Annotated in this window: 26 protein-coding genes, 1 pseudogene and 1 riboswitch; of the genes and pseudogenes, 14 read left to right on the top strand and 13 right to left on the bottom strand. The window is 71.6% G+C overall.

Going from position 1 to position 25200, the window contains the following annotated elements:
* Positions 1-135: 135 nt before the first annotated feature.
* The 3 genes from BIV23_RS14320 to BIV23_RS14310 form a co-directional block, all read right to left on the bottom strand.
* Positions 136-522 (bottom strand): hypothetical protein, encoded by a 387-nt coding sequence (locus BIV23_RS14320; protein WP_177239891.1) that lies wholly within the window; start codon positions 520-522, stop codon positions 136-138.
* Between the two features lie 156 nt (positions 523-678).
* The gene (locus BIV23_RS14315; RefSeq protein WP_071381193.1) at positions 679-1236 is read right to left on the bottom strand and encodes a hypothetical protein; all 558 of its coding nucleotides are present in this window, start codon (positions 1234-1236) and stop codon (positions 679-681) included.
* A gap of 107 nt (positions 1237-1343) precedes the next feature.
* Entirely contained in the window at positions 1344-2957 is a 1614-nt protein-coding gene (locus tag BIV23_RS14310) for a beta-N-acetylhexosaminidase (RefSeq protein WP_177239890.1), read from the bottom strand.
* A gap of 154 nt (positions 2958-3111) precedes the next feature.
* On the opposite strand from BIV23_RS14310, the gene BIV23_RS14305 reads away from it, so the two are divergent.
* The 7 genes from BIV23_RS14305 (at position 3112) to BIV23_RS14275 (ending at position 8642) form a co-directional block, all read left to right on the top strand.
* Positions 3112-3684, top strand: coding sequence for a 2-oxo-4-hydroxy-4-carboxy-5-ureidoimidazoline decarboxylase (locus tag BIV23_RS14305; RefSeq protein WP_071381192.1), 573 nt, complete (start codon positions 3112-3114; stop codon positions 3682-3684).
* A gap of 191 nt (positions 3685-3875) precedes the next feature.
* Positions 3876-4256, top strand: a complete 381-nt coding sequence (sdhC, locus tag BIV23_RS14300) for a succinate dehydrogenase, cytochrome b556 subunit (protein ID WP_079173146.1) — start codon at positions 3876-3878, stop codon at positions 4254-4256.
* A gap of 8 nt (positions 4257-4264) precedes the next feature.
* A complete protein-coding gene (locus BIV23_RS14295; RefSeq protein WP_071381191.1) occupies positions 4265-4756 on the top strand; it encodes a succinate dehydrogenase hydrophobic membrane anchor subunit in 492 nt (163 codons plus the stop codon).
* Between the two features lie 19 nt (positions 4757-4775).
* Positions 4776-6530 carry a succinate dehydrogenase flavoprotein subunit gene (gene sdhA, locus BIV23_RS14290; protein WP_071381190.1) on the top strand — a complete coding sequence of 585 codons (1755 nt, stop codon included), beginning with the start codon at positions 4776-4778 and terminating at the stop codon, positions 6528-6530.
* Positions 6530-7294, top strand: a complete 765-nt coding sequence (locus BIV23_RS14285; RefSeq protein ID WP_071381189.1) for a succinate dehydrogenase iron-sulfur subunit — start codon at positions 6530-6532, stop codon at positions 7292-7294. The genes sdhA and BIV23_RS14285 overlap by 1 nt, the downstream gene beginning before the upstream one ends.
* A 103-nt stretch (positions 7295-7397) precedes the next feature.
* Positions 7398-7808: a VOC family protein gene (locus BIV23_RS14280; protein WP_071381188.1), complete on the top strand. Its 411-nt coding sequence runs from the start codon at positions 7398-7400 to the stop codon at positions 7806-7808.
* Between the two features lie 36 nt (positions 7809-7844).
* A complete protein-coding gene (locus BIV23_RS14275) occupies positions 7845-8642 on the top strand; it encodes a TetR family transcriptional regulator (protein WP_071381187.1) in 798 nt (265 codons plus the stop codon).
* Here BIV23_RS14275 and BIV23_RS14270 read toward each other — a convergent pair whose 3' ends face one another.
* The 3 genes from BIV23_RS14270 to BIV23_RS14260 all read right to left on the bottom strand — a co-directional run bounded on the left by BIV23_RS14270 (position 8643) and on the right by BIV23_RS14260 (position 11229).
* Positions 8643-10187 carry an ABC transporter substrate-binding protein gene (locus tag BIV23_RS14270; protein WP_079173145.1) on the bottom strand — a complete coding sequence of 515 codons (1545 nt, stop codon included), beginning with the start codon at positions 10185-10187 and terminating at the stop codon, positions 8643-8645.
* Between the two features lie 240 nt (positions 10188-10427).
* The gene (locus BIV23_RS14265) at positions 10428-10856 is read right to left on the bottom strand and encodes a hypothetical protein (protein ID WP_071381185.1); all 429 of its coding nucleotides are present in this window, start codon (positions 10854-10856) and stop codon (positions 10428-10430) included.
* A 133-nt stretch (positions 10857-10989) separates the two neighbouring features.
* Positions 10990-11229: an SCO4848 family membrane protein gene (locus BIV23_RS14260; protein ID WP_071381184.1), complete on the bottom strand. Its 240-nt coding sequence runs from the start codon at positions 11227-11229 to the stop codon at positions 10990-10992.
* Positions 11230-11320: 91 nt separating this feature from the next.
* On the opposite strand from BIV23_RS14260, the gene BIV23_RS14255 reads away from it, so the two are divergent.
* Entirely contained in the window at positions 11321-12538 is a 1218-nt protein-coding gene (locus BIV23_RS14255; RefSeq protein ID WP_071381183.1) for a D-alanyl-D-alanine carboxypeptidase family protein, read from the top strand.
* On the opposite strand, the gene BIV23_RS14250 is transcribed toward BIV23_RS14255, so the two are convergent.
* A complete protein-coding gene (locus tag BIV23_RS14250; protein WP_071381182.1) occupies positions 12486-13415 on the bottom strand; it encodes a YihY/virulence factor BrkB family protein in 930 nt (309 codons plus the stop codon). The two genes, BIV23_RS14255 and BIV23_RS14250, sit on opposite strands and share 53 nt — an antisense overlap.
* 116 nt (positions 13416-13531) lie before the next feature.
* On the opposite strand from BIV23_RS14250, the gene BIV23_RS14245 reads away from it, so the two are divergent.
* Both BIV23_RS14245 and dprE2 read left to right on the top strand, forming a co-directional pair.
* Positions 13532-14836, top strand: coding sequence for an FAD-binding oxidoreductase (locus BIV23_RS14245; RefSeq protein WP_071381181.1), 1305 nt, complete (start codon positions 13532-13534; stop codon positions 14834-14836).
* A 15-nt stretch (positions 14837-14851) separates the two neighbouring features.
* Positions 14852-15589, top strand: a complete 738-nt coding sequence (gene dprE2 / locus BIV23_RS14240) for a decaprenylphospho-beta-D-erythro-pentofuranosid-2-ulose 2-reductase (protein WP_071381180.1) — start codon at positions 14852-14854, stop codon at positions 15587-15589.
* Here dprE2 and BIV23_RS14235 read toward each other — a convergent pair.
* The 3 genes from BIV23_RS14235 to BIV23_RS14225 form a co-directional block, all read right to left on the bottom strand.
* Positions 15570-16157, bottom strand: coding sequence for a 2'-5' RNA ligase family protein (locus tag BIV23_RS14235; RefSeq protein ID WP_071381179.1), 588 nt, complete (start codon positions 16155-16157; stop codon positions 15570-15572). The genes dprE2 and BIV23_RS14235 overlap by 20 nt on opposite strands.
* 138 nt (positions 16158-16295) lie before the next feature.
* On the bottom strand, positions 16296-17321 hold the full coding sequence (gene trpS / locus BIV23_RS14230; protein WP_425443488.1) for a tryptophan--tRNA ligase: 1026 nt from the start codon (positions 17319-17321) through the stop codon (positions 16296-16298).
* Positions 17322-17379: 58 nt separating this feature from the next.
* Positions 17380-18831, bottom strand: a complete 1452-nt coding sequence (locus BIV23_RS14225; protein ID WP_071381178.1) for a glycine hydroxymethyltransferase — start codon at positions 18829-18831, stop codon at positions 17380-17382.
* A 33-nt stretch (positions 18832-18864) separates the two neighbouring features.
* A riboswitch (ZMP/ZTP riboswitch) is annotated at positions 18865-18973 on the bottom strand.
* 102 nt (positions 18974-19075) lie between these two features.
* On the opposite strand from BIV23_RS14225, the gene rocD reads away from it, so the two are divergent.
* Positions 19076-20284 carry an ornithine--oxo-acid transaminase gene (rocD, locus tag BIV23_RS14220; protein ID WP_071381177.1) on the top strand — a complete coding sequence of 403 codons (1209 nt, stop codon included), beginning with the start codon at positions 19076-19078 and terminating at the stop codon, positions 20282-20284.
* Between the two features lie 17 nt (positions 20285-20301).
* On the opposite strand, the pseudogene BIV23_RS48540 reads toward rocD, so the two are convergent.
* A pseudogene (locus tag BIV23_RS48540) lies at positions 20302-20433 on the bottom strand (glutathionylspermidine synthase family protein); the annotation flags it as partial.
* 106 nt (positions 20434-20539) lie between these two features.
* Here BIV23_RS48540 and BIV23_RS14215 point away from each other — a divergent pair.
* Positions 20540-21370, top strand: coding sequence for a DMT family transporter (locus BIV23_RS14215; protein WP_071381176.1), 831 nt, complete (start codon positions 20540-20542; stop codon positions 21368-21370).
* Between the two features lie 165 nt (positions 21371-21535).
* On the opposite strand, the gene pdxR is transcribed toward BIV23_RS14215, so the two are convergent.
* A complete protein-coding gene (pdxR, locus tag BIV23_RS14210; protein WP_071381175.1) occupies positions 21536-22930 on the bottom strand; it encodes a MocR-like pyridoxine biosynthesis transcription factor PdxR in 1395 nt (464 codons plus the stop codon).
* Between the two features lie 47 nt (positions 22931-22977).
* Here pdxR and BIV23_RS14205 point away from each other — a divergent pair, with 47 nt between their 5' ends.
* Together BIV23_RS14205 and BIV23_RS14200 are read left to right on the top strand one after the other, a co-directional pair.
* Complete coding sequence (locus BIV23_RS14205) at positions 22978-23499, top strand: carboxymuconolactone decarboxylase family protein (RefSeq protein WP_071381174.1); 522 nt, start codon at positions 22978-22980, stop codon at positions 23497-23499.
* Positions 23496-24239 carry an isocitrate lyase/PEP mutase family protein gene (locus tag BIV23_RS14200; RefSeq protein ID WP_071381173.1) on the top strand — a complete coding sequence of 248 codons (744 nt, stop codon included), beginning with the start codon at positions 23496-23498 and terminating at the stop codon, positions 24237-24239. The genes BIV23_RS14205 and BIV23_RS14200 overlap by 4 nt, the downstream gene beginning before the upstream one ends.
* A gap of 6 nt (positions 24240-24245) precedes the next feature.
* Here the strand turns inward: BIV23_RS14200 and BIV23_RS14195 are convergent, their stop codons facing one another.
* Complete coding sequence (locus tag BIV23_RS14195) at positions 24246-25199, bottom strand: ABC transporter substrate-binding protein (protein ID WP_071381172.1); 954 nt, start codon at positions 25197-25199, stop codon at positions 24246-24248.
* Between the last annotated feature and the right edge of the window lies 1 nt (position 25200).

Here is a 25200-nt window from a genome sequence, read left to right as displayed (position 1 = left end):
CGTCCTCGTCCGTACCCAGCGAATCCGCGCGGCGCGACCCGGTCTCCTGCCGCCTCTCGCGTGCCTCCAGCCAGATCAGCGCCGGAGCTCACGGAAACGTCACAGGGCCGGGGCCGCCCGCAGCTCTTCCACACGTCACCGGACGGCGCTCGCGTCCCGGCACAGCAGGCGCAGGGAGCCGTGGCCGCCGTAGGCGCGGCGGGCCTCGTCGATGGGGTCCCAGATACGGCCGTCGGGGGTGCGCACCCAGTACTCTCCGCCGGTCGCCCACCACTCGGCGCCCGTCTGGCGGGCGATCACCTCGCCGGCGTAGGCGCCGAAGCCGCGCAGCGCGCTCTCGACGGCGGCGTACGGCGGGCTCTCGCGGCGGATCTCGTCGATCATGCGGTCCACCCGCCACAGGCTCTGCGCCGAGTAGTCGAGCCGCACCCGGGCGCCCTCGCGCGCCATCGCCACGGCGTCGGCCGCCCACCGCACCGGCTTCGCCGCGGCATGCGGCCGGGTCTCCTGCTGTGCTGTCACGTCCTGGGCTGTCACATAGGGAAGAGCGACCCGCACGGGCGAAGCGTCACCGCGTTTCGCACCGATGCGCCAACCGTTTCAGGACCGCCCCAGGTCCACCCCAGGTCCGCCGCAGGCCGATCACAGGACCGCCCGCGCGCCTACCGTCCGCCGTCCTCACGGAGCGCTCCGTGCCCGCCGCGACACCACCGCCCGCAGCACCCGGCGCCCCTCCACCGAGACCTCCAGGGCGCCGCGCAGCCCATGGGTGCCGTGCTCGGCGAGGAGGTCCAGGACGGTGCGCTGGCGGCGCAGCTCCGCGGCGACCAGCGGCGGCAGGTCCGCCGTGTCGCCCGCGCGCCCGGAGTCGAGGCCCTCGGCGGCCGGGGTGTCGTCGGCGGCGGGGTCCAGCAGCCGGTGGATCCGCAGCGAGGCGACCGAGCAGGCGTCGGCCCAGGGCCGTACCGCCTCGGCCGTGCGCGCGGCCGGGGCCCCCTCCAGCATCCGCCACGCCAGCCGCGCGGCCTCGTCCCCGGCGGGTTCCGCGGCGTCGACGCCGGCCCGGGCCCGCTCCAGGCCCGCGGCCCAGTCGGAGCCGTCGGCGAGGCTCGCCCACAGGGGCCGCAGCAGATCGTCGTCGGCGCCGAGCAACGGCAGGCACCGATCCAAACAAGCCAACCCACTGGCAGCCAGCCCGCGTTCGTCGGCCTGAGCGATCCGCTCCACCAGGCTCATGAATCTCTCCCTCGACGCCAGGGCGCCGACCGGTACGGACCCCGTCCTTCCCCTTACTGCGCCGGGACTCCACCGGGTGTCACAGGGAGCTCACGCGCACCGCCCGTTCACCCCAGCGTGGCCGAAAGTCGCTGGAAGTCCGCCCAGGACAGGGGCGGCTTGCCCGGGTCCCACAGCTTCTGCACCGTCGCCCGCAGCGGCAGCCGGATCCCGGCCGCGACCTGCGCCTCGGTCTGCGCGTTCGGGAAGTCGCACCACACCGCGAACGACCCGCCGAGGATCCGCGCGTCGTACCGCGCCGGTACGGCGGCCGTGCCGCGCAGCACCCGCGGGGTCCACTGCTCGTAGATCCGCCGCCCGGTCGGATAGACGAAGGTCTGCGGCTGGCCGAGAACGTAGTAGAGGAACTCGTCGTTGTAGTTGACGACCTCGCGGCCCGCGCTCAGGTACGCCACCGGCTGCCGGGCGCCCAGTTCCTTGCCGGTCCAGTAGGCGACCTGGAGGTCCTTGGCGGGCTGCACGGAGGTGCCCTCGAGGAAGCCGTCGTTCCAGACCCGGACGGTCCGGTCGTGGGCGCGGACGGTGTCGGCGCGGTCGCCCAGCCAGCCGGTCGCCAGGTCGGCGACCGTGCCGCCGGTGCCGTAGGCCCGGCGCGCGGCGTCCGCGAGCCGCGGGTACGAGACCTGCGGGTTCGTCACGGTCAGCGCCTGGTACTCGTCGCCGCCCAGGTTCCACCGGTTGCCGGTGAACAGGCCCGCGTACTCGTTCAGCAGATCGTCCACGAGCTTCGCGGCGGCGGGCTCGGAGATGTCGATCGCGCCCTTCGCCGGCACCCCGTTCGCGTTGCGCAGCCGCAGGTCGGGGTGGGCGGCGAGGACGGCGCCCAGATGCCCCGGCGAGTCGATCTCGGGTACGACGGTGATGTGCCGGCTGTCCGCCAGCGCCACGATCCTCCTGACCTGTGCCGTGGTCAGGTGGTCCGTGGAGACGATCTCGGGGTGGCCGGCGGACTCGATCCGGAAGGCCTGGTCGTCGGAGAAGTGCAGCCCCAGCTCGTTGAACTTCAGGTCCCCCAGCTCGCGTATCCGGTCCTCGATCCAGGACTCGGAGAACGGCTTGCGCGCGATGTCGAGCATGAACCCGCGCACCGGCTTGGCGGGTTCGTCCCGTACGGCCCCCTCCGGCGCCGTACCGCCGCCGTGGACCTCCTGCTTCAGCGTGCGGGTCCCGTAGAACACCCCCGCCGCGCCGGGTCCGCCGATGTCCACCCGCCCGTCGTGGACGGTCATCGTGTACGACTCCCGGTTCCCGTCCCCGCCGCCGAGCGTGAGCCGGACGTCCCCCGCGCGGACGTCGCCCTGGTCCTTCTGTCCCGCGTAGGCGATGCCCAGCTCCGCGGCGACGAGCCGCCCCGTGTCGGCCAGCACGGGGTCGCCGATCACCACCCGGTCGCCCTTCCGCGGCGTCCAGCCCGGCCCGCGCGCCGCCGTGAAGGCGCGCACCGCGGGTATCGTCCCCGGCGCCCGCGACAGCGGATAGGACCGGGCCGGCGTGGGACTCGCGGGGGACGCGGCCGCCGTGCCACCCGCTTCTCCGCCGCCCGACGAGGCCCACACGCCGACCCCGACGCCGAGGGCGACGGTCCCGACGAACGCGGCCGCCACGACGGCCCGCTTGCGTATCACCTGCTGCGCCGAGTCACGGCGCCTGTGCTGGGTCACGGGGTCAACGTACGGCCGTTCGTGTGTTCACCCGTCATCTCCGCGTCCCGAAACGCTTCCGTACGAGTGAATTCCAGGCATCGCGCAGACACAGAGTGACCACTCTCGATAACCTGACGACACACCTTTCACAGCATCCCCTGCCACACCACATGTGACGCGAGGACCCACGCTGCCCGCCCATCGCCTGCCGTCCCTCCCGAGGCCCCTCGACGCCTTCAACGCGGCCCCCACCGACGAGGCCCGCACCCTGCTCCTGCAGTGCCTGCACAGCCTGCGCTGGTCCCGTCGCGTCACGGACCACCGCCCCTACCCCGACCTGGACGCCCTCCTGGCCGCGGCGGACGAGGCGGCGTACGACCTGTCCCCGGGCGATCTGTCGGAGGCCCTGGCGGGCGAGTCGCTGCCCGAGCTCCCCGAGGGCACGTACTCGGCGGCCCACATGGCACTGAGTGCGGCGCAGGCGGCGTACGAGGCTCGATTCGGTCACACGTTCGTCATCTACCTGGGCGACGTCCACCCGGACGAGACCCTCGACCGCATCCTCGAAGCCATCCGATCACGATTGGCGAACGATCCGGAGGAGGAACGGGTGGTAGCCGCGGAGGAACTCCGCCGCCTTGCAGGGAACCGGCTGGCGGTTTCCCTGGGGGGCGCGGGGCTGCATCCATCAGCGGCTCCGCCGCAGGGCGCGACCAGCCCCAACGCACCCGCGGTCGGCAGATAACCGGACACCCCACCCCCGTGGCCGCCCGGCCGATACCCCATCCGGTGCCAGTTTGATCACACCGGTAGGCCCCCCGTAAGCGCCACCGCACCGCATGGATACGATGCTGGGGGCCGGTGGACCGTACCCGGCCGGGCCCGACCGACAGAGAAGCCGGCGCGGCCCCAATCCCCGCTCCCGGAGGGACTTCCGTGCCGGCTGGAACGCTGTACCGCGGCCGGGAAGGAATGTGGTCCTGGGTGGCTCACCGAGTCACCGGCGTCCTCATCTTCTTCTTCCTGTTCGTCCACGTGCTGGACACCGCTCTCGTGCGTGTCTCCCCTGAGGACTACGACAAGGTCGTAGCCACGTACAAGACGCCGATCGTCGCGTGCCTCGAATACGGCCTCGTCGCCGCCATCCTCTTCCACGCACTCAACGGCCTGCGCGTCATCGCCGTCGACTTCTGGTCGAAGGGCCCGCGCTACCAGAAGCAGATGTTCTGGACCGTGATGGGTGTCTGGATCGTCCTGATGGTCGGCGCGATCTACCCCGTGCTCGGCCACGCCGCTCGTGTTCTGTTCGGGAGCTGAGGCCGCCCATGTCGAATAACACAGCCACGACCGAAACCACCGCGTCCGGTGTCGGCCCCGTCGAGGGCGCCGTCTACGACGTCGACAACCCGGCCCCGCTGATCGAGGCGCCGCGCAAGCGCACGAAGAAGACCCCCAAGTCGACCCGGGGCAACTTCGAGCTGGCCGCCTGGCTGTTCATGCGCCTGTCCGGCATCGTGCTGGTCGTCCTGGTCCTCGGCCACCTGCTGATCCAGCTCGTGCTGGACGGCGGTGTCTCCAAGATCGGCTTCGCCTTCGTGGCCGGCCGCTGGGCCTCCCCGTTCTGGCAGGTCTGGGACCTGCTGATGCTGTGGCTCGCCATGCTGCACGGCGCCAACGGCCTGCGCACGGTCATCAACGACTACGCGGAGCGCGCGAACACCCGGCTGTGGCTCAAGGGCCTGCTCTACACCGCCACGGTGTTCACCATCCTGCTTGGCTCGCTGGTGATCTTCACCTTCGACCCGAACATCCGCTAGGCACGGGGCTGCGAGAATCATGAAGATCCACAAGTACGACACCGTCATCGTCGGCGCCGGCGGCGCGGGCATGCGCGCGGCCATCGAGTCGACGAAGCGCAGCCGCACCGCCGTGCTGACCAAGCTCTACCCCACCCGCTCCCACACGGGCGCCGCGCAGGGCGGCATGGCCGCCGCGCTGGCCAACGTGGAGGAGGACAACTGGGAGTGGCACACCTTCGACACGGTCAAGGGCGGTGACTACCTGGTCGACCAGGACGCCGCCGAGATCCTGGCGAAGGAGGCCATCGACGCCGTCCTCGACCTGGAGAAGATGGGCCTGCCGTTCAACCGGACCCCGAACGGCACCATCGACCAGCGCCGCTTCGGCGGTCACTCCCGCAACCACGGCGAGGCGCCGGTGCGCCGGTCCTGCTACGCCGCGGACCGCACCGGCCACATGATCCTCCAGACGCTGTACCAGAACTGCGTCAAGGAGGGCGTGGAGTTCTTCAACGAGTTCTACGTCCTGGACCAGCTGATCACCGAGGTCGACGGCGTCAGGCACTCCGCCGGTGTCGTGGCGTACGAGCTGGCCACCGGTGAGATCCACGTCTTCCAGGCGAAGTCGGTCATCTACGCGTCCGGCGGCACCGGCAAGTTCTTCAAGGTGACCTCCAACGCGCACACCCTGACCGGTGACGGCCAGGCCGCGTGCTACCGCCGGGGCATCCCGCTGGAGGACATGGAGTTCTTCCAGTTCCACCCGACCGGCATCTGGCGCATGGGCATCCTGCTGACGGAGGGCGCCCGCGGTGAGGGCGGCATCCTCCGCAACAAGGACGGCGAGCGCTTCATGGAGAAGTACGCGCCGGTCATGAAGGACCTCGCGTCCCGTGACGTCGTGTCCCGCTCCATCTACACGGAGATCCGCGAGGGCCGTGGCTGCGGTCCCGAGGGCGACCACGTCTACCTCGACCTCACGCACCTCCCGCCGGAGCAGCTGGACGCCAAGCTGCCGGACATCACCGAGTTCGCGCGGACCTACCTCGGCATCGAGCCGTACACGGACCCGATCCCGATCCAGCCGACCGCGCACTACGCGATGGGCGGCGTCCCGACGAACGTCGAGGGCGAGGTCCTGGCGGACAACACCACGGTCGTCCCGGGTCTGTACGCGGCCGGCGAGGTCGCCTGCGTCTCCGTGCACGGCGCCAACCGGCTCGGCACCAACTCGCTGCTGGACATCAACGTGTTCGGCCGCCGTTCGGGCATCGCCGCCGCCGAGTACGCCCAGAAGGCCGACTTCGTCGAGCTGCCGGAGAACCCGGAGGCGTTCGTCGTCGAGCAGATCGAGCGGCTGCGCGAGTCCACCGGCAACGAGCGGGTGGCCACGCTCCGCAAGGAGCTGCAGGAGACCATGGACGCCAACGTCATGGTGTTCCGCACCGAGCAGACGATCAAGACGGCCGTCGAGAAGATCGCCGAGCTGCGCGAGCGCTACAAGAACGTCTCGATCCAGGACAAGGGCAAGCGGTTCAACACGGACCTGCTGGAGGCCATCGAGCTGGGCAACCTGCTCGAACTGGCCGAGGTCATGGCCGTGTCCGCCCTGGCCCGCAAGGAGTCCCGCGGCGGTCACTACCGCGAGGACTACCCGAACCGCGACGACGTCAACTTCATGCGCCACACCATGGCGTACCGCGAGGTGGGCGACGACGGCACCGAGTCCATCCGTCTCGACTACAAGCCGGTCGTCCAGACCCGCTACCAGCCGATGGAGCGTAAGTACTGATGGCTACCCCCGTTCTGGACAAGGTGGAGGCGGAGGCCGCGGCCTCCTCGCACCTGATCACGGTCACCTTCCGGATCCGCCGGTTCAACCCGGAGGTCTCGGCGGAGTCGACCTGGGAAGACTTCCAGCTGGAGATCGACCCGAAGGAGCGTGTCCTCGACGGCCTCCACAAGATCAAGTGGGACGTCGACGGCACCCTCACCTTCCGCCGCTCGTGCGCGCACGGCATCTGCGGCTCGGACGCGATGCGGATCAACGGCAAGAACCGCCTTGCCTGCAAGACGCTGATCAAGGACATCAACCCCGAGAAGCCGATCACGGTCGAGCCCATCAAGGGCCTGACGGTCCTGAAGGACCTGGTCGTCGACATGGAGCCGTTCTTCCAGGCGTACCGGGACGTCATGCCGTTCCTGGTCACCAAGGACACGAACGAGCCGACGCGCGAGCGTCTGCAGTCGGCCGAGGACCGCGAGCGCTTCGACGACACCACCAAGTGCATCCTGTGCGCCGCGTGCACGTCGTCCTGCCCGGTGTTCTGGAACGACGGCCAGTACTTCGGTCCGGCCGCCATCGTGAACGCCCACCGCTTCATCTTCGACAGCCGTGACGAGGCGGGCGAGCAGCGCCTGGAGATCCTGAACGACCGTGACGGCGTGTGGCGTTGCCGCACGACCTTCAACTGCACCGACGCCTGCCCGCGCGGTATCGAGGTCACGAAGGCGATCCAGGAGGTCAAGCGCGCGCTGATCACGCGCCGCTACTGAGCCTTACGGCCCACCGCACCGAGGGCCCCGCTTCCGACTCCGGAAGCGGGGCCCTCGGGCGTTTTGGTCGGATTTCCCGGCCGGCCGGTTCTAATCTGACGTCATGTCAGACGATGAGTCGTACGAACTGCTCGGGTTCGACAACGTCCTGCTGCCCGTCGGCGACCTCGGCGAGGCCGTGGCCTTCTACGAGCGGGCCGGATTCGGCGTGAGGTTCCGCTTCGACGAGGCCGGGATCGCGCAGCTGGGGGTCGGCGGGGAGACGCCGGGGATCCTGCTGCGGGTCGAGGAGGCCCTGATGCACCGGACCCCGCCGTGGCCGTCCCCGCGGATCTGGCTGGAGGTGCCGGACGCGCGGACGGCGGCGCGGCGGCTGGCCGGGGCCGGGATCGCGCCGCTCGACGAGGCGTTCCGGACGGTCACCGGCTGGACCGTCGAGATCGCCGACCCCTGGGGCAACATCCTCGGCTTCACGGACTACACCAAGCGCCGGGAACTGGGACGCAGGGGCTGACAGCGGGCCCGTCCGCACTGACTAGGCTCTTCTACCGTGCCCGCGATGAACGACGGCCCGGAGCCGGCCGACTCCCCCAGCAGCAAGTCCGAGCAGACCCGCGCGCTGATCCTGGAGACCGCGATGCGGTTGTTCCAGGAGCGCGGGTACGACAAGACCACGATGCGGGCCATCGCGCAGGAGGCCGGGGTCTCCGTCGGCAACGCCTACTACTACTTCGCGGGCAAGGAGCACCTGATCCAGGGCTTCTACGACCGGATCGCCGCCGAGCAGCAGGCCGCGGTGCGGGAGGTCCTGGACCGGGAGACGGGCCTCGAGGAGCGGCTCGCGGGCGTGCTCACGGTGTGGCTCGACATCGCGCGGCCGTACCACGAGTTCGCCGTACAGTTCTTCAAGAACGCCGCCGATCCCGACAGCCCGCTCAGCCCCTTCTCGCCGGAGAGCGCGCCCGCCCGCGCGCAGGCGATCGCCATCCACCGGGAGGTGCTCGCCGGATCCAGGTCCAAGGTGTCGCCCGAACTCCGGGACGTGCTCCCGGAGTTGATGTGGCTCGCCCAGATGGGGCTCGTCCTGTACTGGATCTTCGACCGGACCGAGGGGCGCGAGCGCAGCTACCGGCTGGCCCGGCGCGGCGCCCGGCTGACCGCCCGGGGCGTGGCGCTCGCCCGGTTCCGGGTGCTGCGCCCCCTGGTCCTGGAGGTCCACGAGCTGTTCACGGACTTCCTGCCCGGCATGACCCGCGCCCTGCCGGACCCCCGGACGAGGGACTCCAAGAAGTCCGCGGCGTCCGAGGAGTCCGAGGAGTCCAACGGGCGGGCGCGGCAGGGCGGTTGATCAGATCCAGTTCAGGCGCCACAGGCGGAAGACGCCCGTGCCGTCGTCCAGGTACTGGCCGCCGCCGACGTCCTCGGTGCTGACCACGTACTCCTTGCGCTGCCACAGCGGGATCAGCGGGACGTCCTGGGCGACGTCCGCCTGGATGCCCTTGAAGTCGCCCACGGTCTCGCTGCGGTCGGCGTACTGCCGGCTGTCCTGGATGAGATGGTCGACGACCTTGTTGCTGTAGCCGGTGCTCATCGTGGAGCCGGAGCCGACGAGGGCGGCGCCGAAGGTGTCCGGGTCGGGGTAGTCGGCCACCCAGCCGACCGCCCAGGCGTCCATCTTCCCGGCGGCCCAGCGCTTCTGGAAGTCGGTCCACTCGTAGCCCTTGACGTCCACCTGGAACAGGCCGCCCGCCTCCAGCTGCTTCGTGAGCTGCGCGGCCTCCTCGGCGCCGGCGCCGTGCCCGATGCCGTAGCCGAAGGTGAAGCGCACCGGCAGGCTCACGCCGGCCTGGGTGAGCAGTGCGCGGGCCTTGGCGACGGACTGCGTCGGGTAGTCGTCGAAGAAGGACGTGGCGTGGCCGGTGATGCCGGTCGGGATCAGTGAGTACAGCGGGTCGACGGTGCCCTGGTAGACCGTCGCGGACAGCTGCTCGCGGTTGACCAGCCAGGCCATCGCGCGGCGCACCCGCACATCGTGCAGCGGGGAGCCCGCGCGGGTGTTGAGGTACAGGTTGCGGGTCTCGGAGCTGTCGGACTCGGTGACGCGCTCGTTGGGGTCACTCGGGTTCAGCTGGGCGAGCACCCCCGGCGACAGGGTCCGGGTGGCGACGTCGACCTGCTTGGCCTTCCAGGCGCTGTCGAGCTTCGCCGAGTCGGTGTAGTAGCGCAGCTCGACCGGCCGGCCGGTGCCGCCGAGGTAGCCCACGTAGTGCCCGTTCGGCGCGAGCTCCGCCTTCTCGTCCTTCGTGTACGACGTCAGCGTGTACGGGCCGGTGCCGTCGACCGAGGTGCCGGTGCGCAGGGCGTTCGCCGGATACGTGTCCTTGTCGACGATCGACCCGGCGCCGGTGGCGACCTTGAGCGGCCAGGTGGCGTCCGGGGAGGTCAGATGGAAGGTGACGGTGGTGGCGTCGTCCGCGGTCACCGAGCCGAGCGTGGCGAACAGCGACGCCGGGCCGACATCGGAGTTGATCTTCTTGACCCGGTCGAAGGAGTACTTCACGTCCTCGGCGGTCATCCTCCGGCCGCCCGGGAAGGTGATCCCGGAGCGCAGGACGCACCGGTACGTCTTCAGGTCCGAGCCCTGGAAGGCACAGCTCCTGGCCGCGTCCGGGACCGGGGTGACCCCGCCCGGGTCGAAGGTGAGCAGCGACTGGAAGACGTTGCTGAACAAGGCCCACGAGCCGGCGTCGTAGGCGCCGGCCGGGTCCAGGTCCGTGACGGCGTCCGTCGTACCGACCGTGATCGTCCTGTTCTTGTTCTCCTGCGACGGCAGCAGCTGCCAGCCGCCGATTCCCACGACCGCGAGCACGAGCAGCGTCACGAGAATGCGCATGCGAACAGATCGCATGGATGGTGCCCTCCCCAGGACCCTTGCAGGCCCTACCCCTGGCCAGCACGATTTGGCCACTCCCCCAAGTGACGCGGCTCACCTAATCACAGGAGTTTGATCCGGGGGAAGGGCTTTCTGACCAGATGAGCAAGAACTTACCCAGGAGTTGTTTCTTCCGGGTTTCACAGGTCCTGCACAGGGGTGGGAGCGATTCCAGTCAGGGAGGGCCACCGCGGCGCCGTTCTACAGGACGGCGACCGTCTCCGTGTCGCCGTACCGGAAGCCGTCGTTGTCGAAGTAGAAGACGGTGACCTTGACCTTGTCCCCCTTGTCGAAGTGCGAGCCCGCGGCCGGGCGCATGGTCACCAGCGCGACATGCTGGTCGTAGTCGCAGACCAGCCGGTCCTTCTTGACGGTGCCCGCGGCGATGGACTGGTCGTGCGGACTGTGGTTGAGCGTCGTGGCGTTGGCCACCAGTTCGTGGTCCATGCCGACGTCGCAGGAGTAGGTGACCTTCACCTGCAGGCCGGGGGTGTGCAGGGACACCGTGTCGATGGAGAGCAGGTTGGCCTTGGCCGCCGCCGACGGCGCGGTGGCGAGGGCGCCGGCACCTATCAGAAGAACGGCGGCGGCGGTTCCGGCGACGCGCCGGCGCAGCCTCGATGACGTCATCCTGGTCTTTTCCTTCCCCCTTGCGCAGTCGTCCCCGGTCGAGGCGTGGAGATCCCTCCAGCCAAACGGACAACCACGACAGTTGGTCAATTCGACCAGGATGGTACGTGATCCACGGTCTGGACGGACCCCGTTATGACGTGCGGCGCAGTGTGCGCAGACCACGCAACCCGATGCCCCCGATGACCGTCCCCAATACGAAGGAGACGACGGCCAGCAGCAGGTGTACCCAGAAGTACGCGGTCGGATGACCATGGTCGAAGGCCAGCCCGCTGCCGTCCTTGACGAGGTTCTTGACGAAAGTGATCCAGATGACCCAGCTCCACACCCCGAAGGCGAGCAGGAACCAGGAGAGGCGGCGGCTGAGCGTCATGGGTCCAGTATCGCCGGGCCGTGTCCGGTTCCCCGCCGGGGGTGGGAGCGGACGCGGGACTTCGCCGTCCGTGACAGGTACGTTTCCGACCGTGTCCGCATCGAAGAAGATCGTCCAGCGATCACTGCTGGTCACCTCCGCCACGCTGCTGTCCCTCGCCGGCGCCGTTCCCGCCGCGCTCGCCGCCCCCGCCCCCTCGACGAGCCCGACGGCCACACCCCCGGCCGGGATGTCGGTCGTCGGCGGCACCCGGCTCGGGCAGCCCGGTACGCAGGTGAACCTCGCGCCGGGCGTGCCCGTGCTGCCGAAGGACATCACCGCCCGGTCCTGGATCGTCACCGACGCCGAGTCGGGCGACGTGCTGGCCGCGCACAACGCGCACTGGCGGCTGCCGCCGGCGAGCACGCTGAAGATGCTGTTCGCCGACACCGTGCTGCCCCGCTTCCCCAGGACCACCACGCACAAGGTGGCGCCCTCGGACCTCGCGGGCATGGGCGATGGCTCCAGCGTGGTCGGCATAAAGGAGGGCAACACCTACAGCGTCCACGACCTGTGGCTCGGGGTGTTCCTGCGCTCGGGCAACGACGCCGTGCACGTGCTGGCCGCGATGAACGGCGGGGTCCAGCAGACGGTCAGGGACATGCAGAACCACGCCGACGAGCTGCAGGCCCTCGACACACACGTGGTGACCCCGGACGGCTACGACGAGCCGGGGCAGGTCTCGTCGGCGTACGACCTGACGCTGTTCGCCCGCTCCGGGCTCCAGAAGAAGGACTTCCGGGACTACTGCTCGACGGTGCGGGCGAAGTTCGGCCCGGGCGAGATCAGGAACACCAACCGGCTGCTCAGCGGTGACGCCGACGTCCCCGTCTACCAGGGCATCGCGGGCGTGAAGAACGGCAACACCACGCATGCGGGCGCCACCTTCACCGGAGTCGCCGAGCGGAACGGGCGGGTGCTGCTCGTCACGGTGATGAACCCCGAGAAGCACGAGCACAACGAGGTCTACAAGGAGACGGCGAAGCTGTTCGACTGGGGTTTCCAGGCGGCCGGCAAGGTCAAGCCGGTGGGTGAGCTGGTGCCGCCGAAGAACGCCGTGCCGAGCTCCGGGCCGAGCGCGTCCGGCTCCGGTGCCGGGCACGGGTCCGGGGCGAAGCCCGTCGCGGGTGCCGCCACCGGCTCCGGCGGCGGGATCGGCACCGCCGCGGCCATCACGGGCGGGGTGCTCGTGCTGCTCGCGGGCGGGGCGTTCCTGGTCAACCGGCGCTGGCCGCTGCCGGACCTGCTGCGCCGCCGGAACCGTCCGTGACCTGGGGGGTGTCGTTCGGCTCGGACCGGCCGTTCTGCGTCGCCGTCCAGGCCGCGCAGAACAGGACCAGTTTCGCGGTGAAGTTGATCCACAGCAGCAGCGCCACGGGGACGCCGAACGCGCCGTACATGCTCTTCGCCGCGACCCCTTGGATATAGCCGCTGAGCAGGAGTTTCAGCAGCTCGAAGCCGACCGCGCCGAGCAGGGCGGCCACCAGCAGGCGGCGGCGCGGCGGCTCGACGCCGGGCAGCAGGGTCAGGACGTAGAGCAGGATGAGGAAGTCGGCGAGGACGGCGACGGCGACGGCGGCGGCCCGCAGCAGCGCGCCGCCCCAGCCGTACTCGGCGAGGCCCAGCTGGCGCGAGACCAGGCCGACGGTGGCTGAGGCGAGCGTGGACGCGGCGAAGGTGAGCAGCAGGGCGCCGCCGAGACCGACGAGGATGCCGGTGTCCTTGGCCTTGGCGAGGAACGGGTTGTCCGCCTTGTCCGGCAGCTCCCACACCGCGCGCAGGCAACCGCGCATCTGGCCGACCCAGTTGATGCCCGTGAGCAGCAGTACCGCGCCCGCGATGAGACCGACGGTGCCGGCGTTGTGCACGAGCGTGGTGATGTTCAGCTGGTCCGAGACGACGCCGGGGAACTGCTCGGCGATCTTCTGCTCGACGGTCTTCTGCCGGGACGGGCTGAGCGTGGCGGCGGTGATCGCGGCGGCCACGGTCAGCAGCGGGAACAGCGCGACGAAGCTGATGAACGTCATGGCGGCGGCCAGCCGCGACCACTTCACCCGGTCCAGCCGCTCGTAGCAGTGCCACGCGTGCGTGGTCATCAGGCGGGTGACGATCGGCCCGATGCCGGGGAGTCTCTTCAGCCAGTCCATGATCCGTTCCTGCCCCCGCCCACGCGCTCGTATGACATCCCACTAATCACCCGTTGTGTGCAGTGCGCGAATGTTCCGTAACTAACCTCCCATACAGGGACGATACGGTCCCCGACATGTCAGGAGACACGGTTTCCGTCATCCGTCCGCGGACCCACGAGGAGGCCGCGGTCGCCGTCCGCGCGTGCGGGGCGCGGGGCGTCGTCGCCCGGGGCGGACCGGACCGGGCCCTGGGGGACGCGGCACGGAACGCGGGCGGTGCCGTCCTCGACATGACCGGCCTGGACCGCGTCCATGTCGTCGACGCCGCCGAGGGCATCGTGCTGTGCGACGCGGGCCTCGGCCTGCACCGGCTGGCCGAACTCCTGCTTCCGCTCGGCTGGTCGGTGCCCGCCTTCCCCGCCGCCCGGCACGTCACCGTCGGCGGGGCGATCGGCGCCGACCTGCACGGCTGCGCCCCTGACGCCGCGGGCTCCTTCAGCCGCCACGTGGTGGCCCTGGAACTGCTCACGGCCGACGGCGAGGTGCGCGCGGTCCGCCCGGACAGCGAGCTGTTCGGGGCGACGGCCGGCGGGCTCGGCCTGACCGGGGTGATCCTGACCGCGACGGTCCGGCTGCTGCCGGTGGAGACGGCGTACCTGACCGTCGGTACCGAGCGCGCCGCCGACCTCGACGACCTGCTGGCCCGCCTGGCGGCCCCCGGCACCGGCCGGCCGCACGGCTACGCGGCCGCGCGCATCGACCTGACGGCCCGGGGCGCGGCCACCGGACGGGCGGTCCTCACCCGCGCCGGCCACGCCCCGCGCGCCGCCCTGCGCGGCGCGGTTCCGCGCGCACGGCGGCGCCCGCTCTCCCCGCGCGCCCTCCAACTCCTCCCGCCCGTCGGCCCGTTGGGCTCCCTCGTGCCCGCCGGGATCCGGTATCTCGCCGCGCCCCGCGCGCACCCCGGCCGGCTCCGGCACCTGTCCGTCTTCCGCCACCCGCTGGACACCGTCTCGCTCGGCGGCCGCTGCTACGGCCGTCTCGGCCGCGTGCGCTACCAGTTCGCCGTCGGCCACGGCCAGGAGGAGGCGCTGCACCGCATCGTGCGGCGCGTCGCCGACCGCCGCTGCCCCTCGGCCCGCGCCGTCCTCCAGCGCCTCGGAGCGGCCGGTCCCGGCTGGCTCTCCTGTGCCGTGCCCGGCTGGTCGCTGGCGCTGGACCTGCCGGTCGCGCTGCCCGGGCTCGCCGCCTTCCTGGACGGACTCGACGAGGAGGTGGCCGCGGCCGGCGGCCGGGTCGGGCTCGCCCGCGACTGCCGGCTCCGCCCCGACCTGCTCACCGCCATGTATCCGCGCGCCACCGACTTCCGCGCCCTGCGCGCCCGGCTGGACCCCCGCGGCGTCTTCATCTCCGACCTCGCCCGCCGCCTCGCCCTCTGACTCCTAGGAGCTGACGTGAAGGACGCCTTCGGTCTCCCCCAGTCCCTGCTCGTCCTCGGCGGCACGTCGGAGATCGCGCTGGCCACCGCGCGCCGGCTGATCGCCCGGCGCACCCGCACGGTGTGGCTGGCCGGGCGTTCCTCCCCCGCGCTGGAGGAGGCCGCCGAGGGCCTGCGCCGGCTCGGCGCGGACGTCCGTACGGCCGACTTCGACGCCCTCGACCCCGACTCCCACGAGAGTGCGCTCGGCAAGGTCTTCGCCGAGGGCGACATCGACCTGGTGCTGCTGGCCTTCGGCATCCTCGGCGACCAGGCCGAGGACGAGCGCACACCGGCACGGGCCGTGCGGGTCGCCCAGACCAACTACACCGGGGCGGTCTCGGCCGGCCTGGTCGCCGCGGGCGCCCTCCAGGCGCAGGGCCACGGCTCGCTGGTCGTGCTGTCCTCGGTCGCCGGTGAGCGGGCCCGCCGCGCGGACTTCATCTACGGCTCCAGCAAGGCGGGCCTCGACGCCTTCGCCCAGGGCCTCGGCGACGCCCTGCACGGCACCGGCGTGCACGTCATGGTCGTACGCCCCGGCTCCGTCGAGCGGCCGCAGACCCCGTTCGCCACCACCCCGGAGGCCATCGCCACGGCGATCGAGCTGGGCCTGCGCCGCCGCGCGGAGACGGTGTGGGTACCGGGCGTGCTCAGGGTGGTGATGGCCGCGCTGCGGCACACCCCGAGGGCGCTGTTCAGGCGACTCCCGGCCTAGCGCACCGCTCCACGTCGGCGCCACTGGCCTGGGGCGGGACCACGGAGCCCCCGAACGTGTACTCCCGCAGCTCGCGCCAGACGCCGTCGAGGCCCTGTTCGTAGAGGGCGAAGCCGGTGCACGGCCAGTCGGCCTCGAAGCCGGACAGCTCCGCGAAGGCGCGGTCCATGGCGGCCTCGCAGATGCCGTGCGCGACGGTGACGTGCGGGTGGTACGGGAACTGGAGCTCGCGCGGCACCGGCCCGGAGGCGTCCCGCACCCGCTGCTGGAGCCGGGCGCACTCCTCGGCGCCCTGGACGACCCGGACGTAGACGACGGGTGAGAGCGGGCGGAAGGTGTCCGTGCCCGACAGCCTCATCGGGAAGGGACGGCCGGCCGCGGCGACCTCGGTGAGGTGCGCCTCGACGGCCGGCAGGTCCGCCGCGTCGACCTCGGTCGGCGGCAGCAGCGTGACATGCGTCGGGATGCTGTGAGCCGCGGCGTCGCCGAAGCCCGCGCGCCGCTCCTGGAGCAGGCTGCCGTGAGGCTCCGGGACCGCGATCGACACGCCGATCGTTACGGTCCCCACGTCGTCTCCTGTCGTCCGCGCCCTGTGTTCTTACCGCGTTCTTCCCCGCCCGTGGCTATTGACTGTACGGCCACGGGTGTCCTGTGGGCAGGCGCGAGGGAAGTGATGTGCAGCGCTCTGTCCGGTGCGGCAGCCGGCTCAGTGCTTCGCCGGCAGGAATCCCACGCGGTCGTACGCCTGCGCGAGCGTCTCCGCGGCGACGGCGCGCGCCTTCTCCGCGCCCTTGGCCAGGATCGAGTCGAGCGTCTCGGAGTCGTCCAGGTACTGCTGGGTGCGCTCCTTGAACGGCGTCACGAAGTCGACCATCACCTCGGCGAGGTCGGTCTTCAGGGCGCCGTACATCTTGCCCTCGTACTCCCGCTCCAGCTCGGCGATCGACCTGCCGGTGAGCGTGGAGTAGATGGTGAGCAGGTTCGACACGCCGGGCTTGTGCTCCGCGTCGTAGCGGATCACGGTGTCGGTGTCGGTGACGGCGCTCTTGACCTTCTTGGCGGTCGTCTTCGGCTCGTCGAGGAGGTTGATGAGGCCCTTCGGCGTGGACGCCGACTTGCTCATCTTGATCGTCGGGTCCTGGAGGTCGTAGATCTTCGCCGTCTCCTTGAGGATGTACGGCGACGGGATCACGAAGGTCTCGCCGAAGCGGCCGTTGAAGCGCTCGGCCAGGTCCCGGGTCAGCTCGATGTGCTGGCGCTGGTCCTCGCCGACCGGCACCTCGTTCGCCTGGTAGAGCAGGATGTCGGCGACCTGGAGGACCGGGTACGTGAACAGGCCGACGCTCGCCCGGTCCGCGCCCTGCTTGGCGGACTTGTCCTTGAACTGGGTCATGCGGCTGGCCTCGCCGAAGCCGGTGAGGCAGTTCATCACCCAGGCGAGCTGGGCGTGCTCGGGGACATGGCTCTGCACGAAGAGGGTGCAGCGGTCCGGGTCCAGGCCGGCGGCGAGCAGCTGGGCGGCGGCGAGCCGGGTGTTGGCGCGCAGCTCGGCCGGGTCCTGCGGGACCGTGATCGCGTGCAGGTCGACGACCATGTAGAAGGCGTCGTGGGACTCCTGGAGCGCGACCCACTGGCGGACGGCGCCGAGGTAGTTGCCGAGGTGGAACGAGCCGGCGGTGGGCTGGATTCCGGAGAGCACGCGGGGTCGGTCAGCAGAGGCCATGTTCATCATTCTCTCAGGTGTGGACAGTGGCGACGGCACGCCCGCGACCCCGCGCTCGGCGGCGGGTTCAGCCCAGGTCGACCTCGGGGTACAGCGGGAAGCCCGCCACCAGGTCCGTCGCCCGCCGGGCGATCTCCTCGGCCACCTTCGCGTCCAGGACGTGGGAGGCCTTGCTCGGCGTGCCCGACTTCGTGGTGCCCGGCTGCGTCGTCGCAAGGACGCGGTCGATCAGGCCCGCGACCTCGTCCATCTCCGCCGTGCCCAGGCCGCGGGTGGTGAGCGCCGGGGTGCCGATGCGGATGCCGGAGGTGTACCAGGCGCCGTTCGGGTCGGCCGGGATGGCGTTGCGGTTGGTGACGATGCCGGAGTCGAGGAGGGCCGACTCGGCCTGGCGGCCGGTGAGGCCGTACGACGTGGCCACGTCGATCAGGTTGAGGTGGTTGTCCGTGCCGCCGGTCACGAGCGTGGCGCCGCGGCGCGTCAGGCCCTCGGCCAGCGCGCGGGAGTTGTCGACGATGCGCTGGGCGTAGTCCTGGAAGGCGGGCTGCCGGGCCTCGGCCAGGGCGACGGCCTTCGCGGCCATGACGTGCGGGAGCGGGCCGCCGAGGACCATGGGGCAGCCGCGGTCGACCTGGTCCTTGAGGGAGTCGTCGCACAGGACCATGCCGCCGCGCGGGCCGCGCAGCGACTTGTGAGTGGTCGTGGTGACGATCTGGGCGTGCGGGACCGGGTCGAAGTCGCCGGTCAGGACCTTGCCGGCGACCAGACCGGCGAAGTGCGCCATGTCGACCATCAGCGTCGCGCCGACCTCGTCGGCGATCTCGCGCATGATCCGGAAGTTCACCAGACGGGGGTACGCCGAGTAGCCCGCGACGATGATCAGCGGCTTGAACTCGCGGGCCTGGGCGCGCAGCGCCGCGTAGTCGATCAGGCCGGTCGCCGGGTCGGTGCCGTAGGAGCGCTGGTCGAACATCTTGCCGGAGATGTTCGGGCGGAAGCCGTGGGTGAGGTGGCCGCCCGCGTCCAGGGACATGCCGAGCATGCGCTGGTTGCCGAAGGCCTGGCGCAGCTCGGCCCAGTCGGCCTCGGTGAGGTCGTTGATCTGGCGGGCGCCCGCCTTCTCCAGGAAGGGGACCTCGACGCGGTCGGCGAGGACGGCCCAGAAGGCGACGAGGTTGGCGTCGATGCCGGAGTGCGGCTGGACGTAGGCGTGCCGGGCGCCGAACAGCGCCTTCGCGTGCTCGGCGGCGAGGGACTCCACCGTGTCGACGTTGCGGCAGCCGGCGTAGAAGCGGCGGCCGATCGTGCCCTCGGCGTACTTGTCGCTGAACCAGTTGCCCATCGCGAGGAGCGTGGCCGGGGAGGCGTAGTTCTCGGAGGCGATCAGCTTGAGCATCTCGCGCTGGTCGTGCACCTCCTGGCCGATGGCGTCGGCGACGCGCGGCTCGACGGCGCGGATCACGTCGAGGGCGGCGCGGAAGGCGGTGGACTCGGTGGAGAGGGGCTGCTGCTCAGGCATCGGGGACCTCCGGACGGTGTGCGTACAGCGTTCACGTTCGGCCCAGGCGCACGGCACTGTTTTCCCGCGGGACCCCTACTGTCCCGCAGGGCCGCTCCCTGATGGTCGGTCCCATCCCAGCGCGCCAGTCACGGCCCGTTGATCAGCCTACCGGGCGCGCCGCGCACGACAGGCCGCGCGTCCACCATGCGAGCGAGGATGGGGTGAGGGCATCGAAGGGGGCACCGCCGCACCGGGAGCGATCATGACCACCGCCGAAGATCTCATCGCCGCCGCAGGCAGGCACTGCGCGCCCACGTACGATCCGCTGCCCGTCGTCGTGGCCACGGCCGAGGGGGCGTGGCTGACGGATGTGGCGGGCCGCCGGTATCTGGACCTGCTGGCCGGGTACTCCGCGCTGAACTTCGGGCACGGCAACCGGCGGCTGATCGAGGCGGCGACGGCGCAGCTGGGGCGGGTGACGCTGACGTCGCGCGCGTTTCTGCACGACCGGTTCGCCGCGTTCTGCACCGAGCTGGCCGAGCTGTGCGGGATGGAGATGGTGCTGCCCGTGAACACCGGTGCGGAGGCGGTGGAGAGCGCGGTCAAGACGGCCCGGAAGTGGGGGTACAAGGTCAAGGGCGTGCCGGCCGAGATGGCGAAGATCGTGGTCGCGGGCGGCAACTTCCACGGGCGTACGACGACCGTGATCAGCTTCTCGACCGACCCGGAGGCCCGCGCGGACTTCGGGCCGTACACGCCGGGCTTCCAGATCGTCCCGTACGGCGACCTGACCGCGATGCGGGCGGCGCTGACGGAGAACACCGTCGCGGTGCTGCTGGAGCCGATCCAGGGCGAGTCCGGGGTGATCGTGCCGCCGGCCGGCTATCTGGCGGCGGTGCGGGAGCTGGCCCGTGAGCGGAACGTGCTGTTCGTCGCCGACGAGATCCAGTCGGGGCTCGGGCGGACCGGGCGGACCTTCGCGTGCGAGCACGAGGGGGTCGTGCCGGACATGTACGTGCTGGGCAAGGCGCTGGGCGGCGGGATCCTGCCGGTGTCGGCGGTGGTGTCGAGCGCGGAGGTGCTCGGGGTGTTCCGGCCGGGCGAGCACGGGTCGACGTTCGGCGGGAATCCGCTGGCGTGCGCGGTGGCGCTGGAGGTGATCGCGATGCTGCGCACCGGCGAGTTCCAGGCACGGGCGGCCGAGCTGGGCGCGCGGCTGCACCGGGCGCTGGCCCAGCTGCCGGCCACCGGTGCGGTGACGGCGGTGCGGGGGCGGGGGCTGTGGGCCGGGGTGGACGTCGCCCCGCACGTCGGCAACGGGCGGCAGGTCGCGGAGCGGCTGATGGGGCGCGGGGTGCTGGTGAAGGAGAGCCACGGCGCGACGATCCGGCTCTCGCCGCCGCTGATCGTCTCCGAGGCGGATCTGGACTGGGGGCTGGAGCAGGTGCGGGCGGTTCTCGACGTGGCCTAGAGGTGGCCTGGAGGATCGCCGAGGACGACGTGGTTGCCGTCGAAGGCGGGCAGCGGGGCGAGCCGCTGGTAGCAGCAGGGTGCGTCGCGCGGGACCGGCGCGGCGCCCGGCCGGTGCACGGTGACGCCCGCGCCCTCGCGGCCGAGCAGGGCCCCCACCGTAGGACGTTCGGATCAGACGAGAGATCGGTGAGAACCGCCGCCCGGGCGGCCTGCGGCTTTACCACTCGCCTAGAGTCCCTTTGTGTTGTTCGGAATGGTGTGCGCCTTGGGCGCGGCGGTCTGTTTCGGTACCGCGACGGTGTTGCAGGCGGTGGCCGCGCGGACGGCCGGTACGGGCGAGGGCGGTGAGGCCGCGCTGCTGCTGCGCGCGCTCAGACAGTGGAAGTACATCGCCGGGCTGTCGCTGGACGGGCTCGGCTTCCTGTTCCAGATCGTGGCCCTGCGGTCCCTGCCGATCTACGCCGTCAGCGCCGCCCTGGCGTCGAGTCTGGCGGTGACGGCCGTGGTGGCGGCGCGCCTGCTGCGGGTACGGCTGAACGGCACGGAGTGGGGCGCGGTGGCCGTGGTGTGCGCCGGGCTCGCCATGCTGGCGCTGGCGTCCGGGCCGGAGGGCAGGCAGGACGGGTCGGACACCCTGCGGTACGTGATGCTCGCGGTGGCCGTCGGCATGCTGCTGCTCGCGCTCGCGGGCGGGCGGCTGACCGGGAGGAGCCGGTCGCTGATCCTCGGGCTGGGCGCCGGGTTCGGGTTCGGGGTGGTGGAGGTGTCGGTGCGCCTGATCGACTCGCTGCGGCCGGCGCAGCTGCTCACCAACCCGGCGACGTACGCGCTGATCATCGGCAGCGGCGCCGCGTTCATGCTGCTGACCTCCGCCCTGACCCGCGGTGCGGTGACCACGGCCACGGCCGGCATGGTGATCGGCGAGACGCTCGGACCGGCGGCGGTGGGCGTGGTGTGGTTGGGGGACCGCACGCGCGAGGGGCTGACCTGGCTGGCGGTCCTGGGCTTCCTGGTGGCGGTGGCGGGCGCGATGGCGCTGGCCCGCTTCGGGGAGGCACCGGAGGCCGAGGAGTCCGTCGCCTGAGCGCTCCGCGGCAAGCGCCGAGATACGCGTCGTCCGTCTGCGGCGCCGTCGTGGCCGGTCGCGCGGTTCCCCGCGCCCCTTCAGGGTGCTGCCGAACCGCAGTGGACTTCGCCCGGCCCGCTCACGGGCCGGCGCGGCGCTGCGCCCCGGTCACCGTCACTCCCTCTACGGCAGCACCCTGCACAACGCCTCCAGCGCCCCCGCCCACGCGCTGTCCGGCGGGGTCGCGTATCCCACGACCAGCGCGTCCAGCGGTTCGGCGGCAGCCTCCGGGTGCCGGTGGAAGGAGAGTCCCTGGAGGGCCAGGCCCTGCCAGGCGGCAGCCTGGACCGTCGACTCCTCCAGGCCCGGCGGCAGGCGCAGGAGGGCGTGCAGGCCGGCGGCGATGCCCGTGACCGTGACCTCGGGGGCGCGGGCGGCGACCGCCTCGGCCAGGGCGTCGCGGCGGCGCCGGTAGCGCAGGCGGGCGGAGCGGACGTGGCGGTCGTAGGCGCCGGAGGTGATGAACTCGGCGAGGGTGAGCTGCTCCAGCACCCCCACGGTCTCGGTGCCGCCCTTGGCCGAGGCCGCCTCCCGGGCCAGGGACGGCGGCAGCACCATCCAGCCCAGTCGCAGTCCGGGGGCCAGGGACTTGCTGGCGGTGCCGAAGTAGATCACGCGGTCGGGGTCGAGGCCCTGGAGGGCGCCGACGGGCTGGCGGTCGTAGCGGAACTCGCCGTCGTAGTCGTCCTCCAGGACCAGTCCGCCGGTGCGCCGCGCCCAGTCGATCACCGCGGCCCGTCGTTCCGGGTGCAGGGGCGTGCCCATGGGGAACTGGTGCGCGGGGGTCAGCAGCACCGCGCCCGCGTCGCCCAAGGCGCCGGTGTCCGTGCCGAGTTGGCCGTAGGGGAGGGCGGGTGTGGCGAGGCCGGACTGCCGGAGCAGGTTCCAGTGGGCGTCGAGGCCGTAGGACTCGACCGCCACCGTGCGCACCCCGCGCGCCGCGAGCAGCGTGCCGGCGATCCGCAGGGCGTGGGCGAAGCCGGAGGTGATCAGCACCGAGTCCGGATCGGCGCGGACGCCGCGCACCCGTGCGAGGTATCCGGCGAGGGCGGTGCGCAGTTCGGGCCTGCCCCGCGGGTCGCCGTAGCCGAGGGCGTCGTACGGGGCGGTGGTGAGGGCGCGGCGGGCGGCCCTGAGCCACTCGGTGCGCGGGAAGGCGGCGAGGTCGGGGGCGCCGGGCAGGAGGCTGTACGTCGGACGGACGGGTTCGCGGTGGCGGGGTCCCGCGGCCCTGCCGGAGGGCGCAGTGGCCGCCAGTTCCGCCACCCGGGTGCCCGAGCCCTGCCGTGCGGTGAGCCAGCCCTCCGCCACCAGGTCCGCGTAGGCCTCGGCGACGGTGTTGCGGGCGATGCCGAGGTCGGTGGCGAGGCTGCGGGAGGACGGCAGCCGGGTGCCGGGGGCGAGGCGGCCGGTGCGGACGGCGTCGCGCAGGGCGTCGGTCAGGCCCCGGCGCAGGCCGCCCGCGCCGGTCGGTTCGAGGTGGAGGTCGACGCCCAGAGTGGCCCAAGGTCTCGCCATGGAAATGGACCATACCCCTGGGCTGCCCCGCTCGTAGGGTCGACGGCATGAGCACTGACATCAGCACCGACACCAGCACCGGGAACCAGGACGGGTACGTCGCCGAGCACACGCCCCGGATGCGGTTCACCGAGCACGCGCCCGAGGTCTACAAGGCGATGGTCCGGCTGGACGCCGCCGCCCGGCGGGGGCTGGACCCCACGCTGTACGAGCTGGTCAAGATCCGCGCCTCGCAGCTCAACCACTGCGCGTTCTGCCTCGACATGCATACCAGGGACGCGCTCGCGGCCGGTGAGAGCGTGGAGCGGATCGTGCAGCTCAGCGCGTGGGAGGAGTCGAAGCACTTCTACACCGCGAAGGAGCTGGCGGCGATCGAGCTGACCGAGGCGATCACCGTCCTGACCGACGGCTTCGTGCCGGACGAGGTGTACGAGCACGCCGCGAAGCACTTCGAGGAGCCCGAGCTGGCCCAGCTGATCGCCTCGATCACGGTGATCAACGCCTGGAACCGGATCGGCGTGAGCACCCGGATGGTGCCCGGCCACTACCAGCCGGGACAGCACGCGTGAGGCGCGGCGGCGAGGTCGAGGCGTTCCGCGCGCTGCACCTGGGGCGCGCCCCGGGCGATCCGCTGGTCCTGCCCGGCCCGTGGGACGCGACCAGTGCGCGGGTGTTCGTGGCGGCCGGCTTCCCGGCGCTGGCCACGCCGAGCGCGGGCGTCGCCGCGTCGCTCGGGTACGAGGACGGGGCCGTCCCGGCGGACGAGATGTTCGCCGCGGTCGCCCGGATCACCCGGGCCGTGCACGTGCCGGTGTCGGCGGACATCGAGGCCGGGTACGGGCTCGCGCCGCGGGAGATCGTGGAGCGGCTGCTGGAGGCGGGGGCCGTCGGCTGCAACCTCGAGGACTCGGACGGGGGCGTCCTGAAGGACCCGCACGAGCAGGCCGAGTTCCTCGCCGAGTTCCGCGCGGCCGCGGGCGACCGGCTGTTCCTCAACGCCCGCGTCGACACCTTCCTCCGCGGCGAGAAGGATCCCGAACGGGCCATCGAGCGGGCCGCGTTGTACGTGGCGGCGGGCGCGGACTGCGTCTATCCGATCCTCGCCCCGGCCGACGTGCTGCCCCTGCTGCGCGCCGGGATCCAGGGCCCGATCAACGTCCACGGCCACCTGGACGGCGGCGGCCCCTCGCCCGCCGGACTCGGCGAACTCGGGGCCACGCGCATCACGTTCGGACCGGGGCTGCAGCGCTGGGCGGCGCTGGCGCTGCAGGGGATGGCCGAACAGCTGGTGAAACGGCAGGCGGAGTAGGGCGGTTCAGGACAGCCACTTCCTCCACACGTCGGGGTGGCTGTCCACCCACTTCTTCGCCGCGTCCTGCGGGGACATCTTCTGGTCGGCGATCATCAGGGAGACCTCGTTCTGGTCCTCCGTCGTCCACCGGAACTTCTTCAGGAAGGCCGCCGCCTTGCCGCCGGACTTCGCGAAGTCCGCGTTGAGGTACTTCTGCAGCGGGGTGTGCGGGTAGGCGCAGGCGACCTTCGCCGTGTCCGCGTCGCAGCCGTCCTTGTACGGCGGCAGCTTCACCTCCGTCATGGGGACCTTCTTGAACAGCCACTGCGGCGAGTACCAGTAGGTCAGGAAGGGCTTCTTCTCCTTGGCGGACTGTTTCATCTGGGTGATCTGGGCGGCCTCGGAACCGGCGAAGACCACCTGGTAGTCCAGCTTCAGATTGCCGACCAGGGCCTTGTCGTTGGTGACGTAGGACGGGGAGCCGTCCATCAGCTGGCCCTTGCCGCCGCTCTCCGGGGTGCGGAAGAGGCCGGCGTACTTGTTCAGGTTCTTCCAGTCGGTGATGTCGGGGTGCTGCTTCGCCAGGTAGGTCGGCACGAACCAGCCGATGTGGCCGGTCACCCCGAGGTCGCCCGCGCGGGCGATGGTCTTCTTGTCCTCGACGTACCGCTTCTCCTGGTCCGGGTGGCCCCAGTCCTCGAGGATCGCGTCGACACGGCCCTGGCTGAGCGCGTCCCACGCGGGCACCTCGTCGACCTGGACGGTGTCGACGCGGTAGCCGAGCCGGTGCTCCAGCAGGTACTGGGCGACGGCCACGTTGGACTGCGCGCCCACCCAGGACTGCACGGACAGGGTCACGGACTTCGTGCCCTGGGCGTTGGCGAACGGCGAGGCCTGCTTGGTCATGTCGGCGGCGCCGCAGCCGGTGGCGAGCCCCAGGACGGCGAGGGCGGCCGGGACGGTCGTACGTACGCGCATG

Source organism: Streptomyces monashensis (assembly GCF_001866665.1).
Taxonomy (GTDB): Bacteria; Actinomycetota; Actinomycetes; order Streptomycetales; family Streptomycetaceae; genus Streptomyces; species Streptomyces monashensis.
The sequence above is the reverse complement of the archived record's forward strand: the minus strand, read 5'-3'. Positions and strand labels throughout refer to the sequence as shown.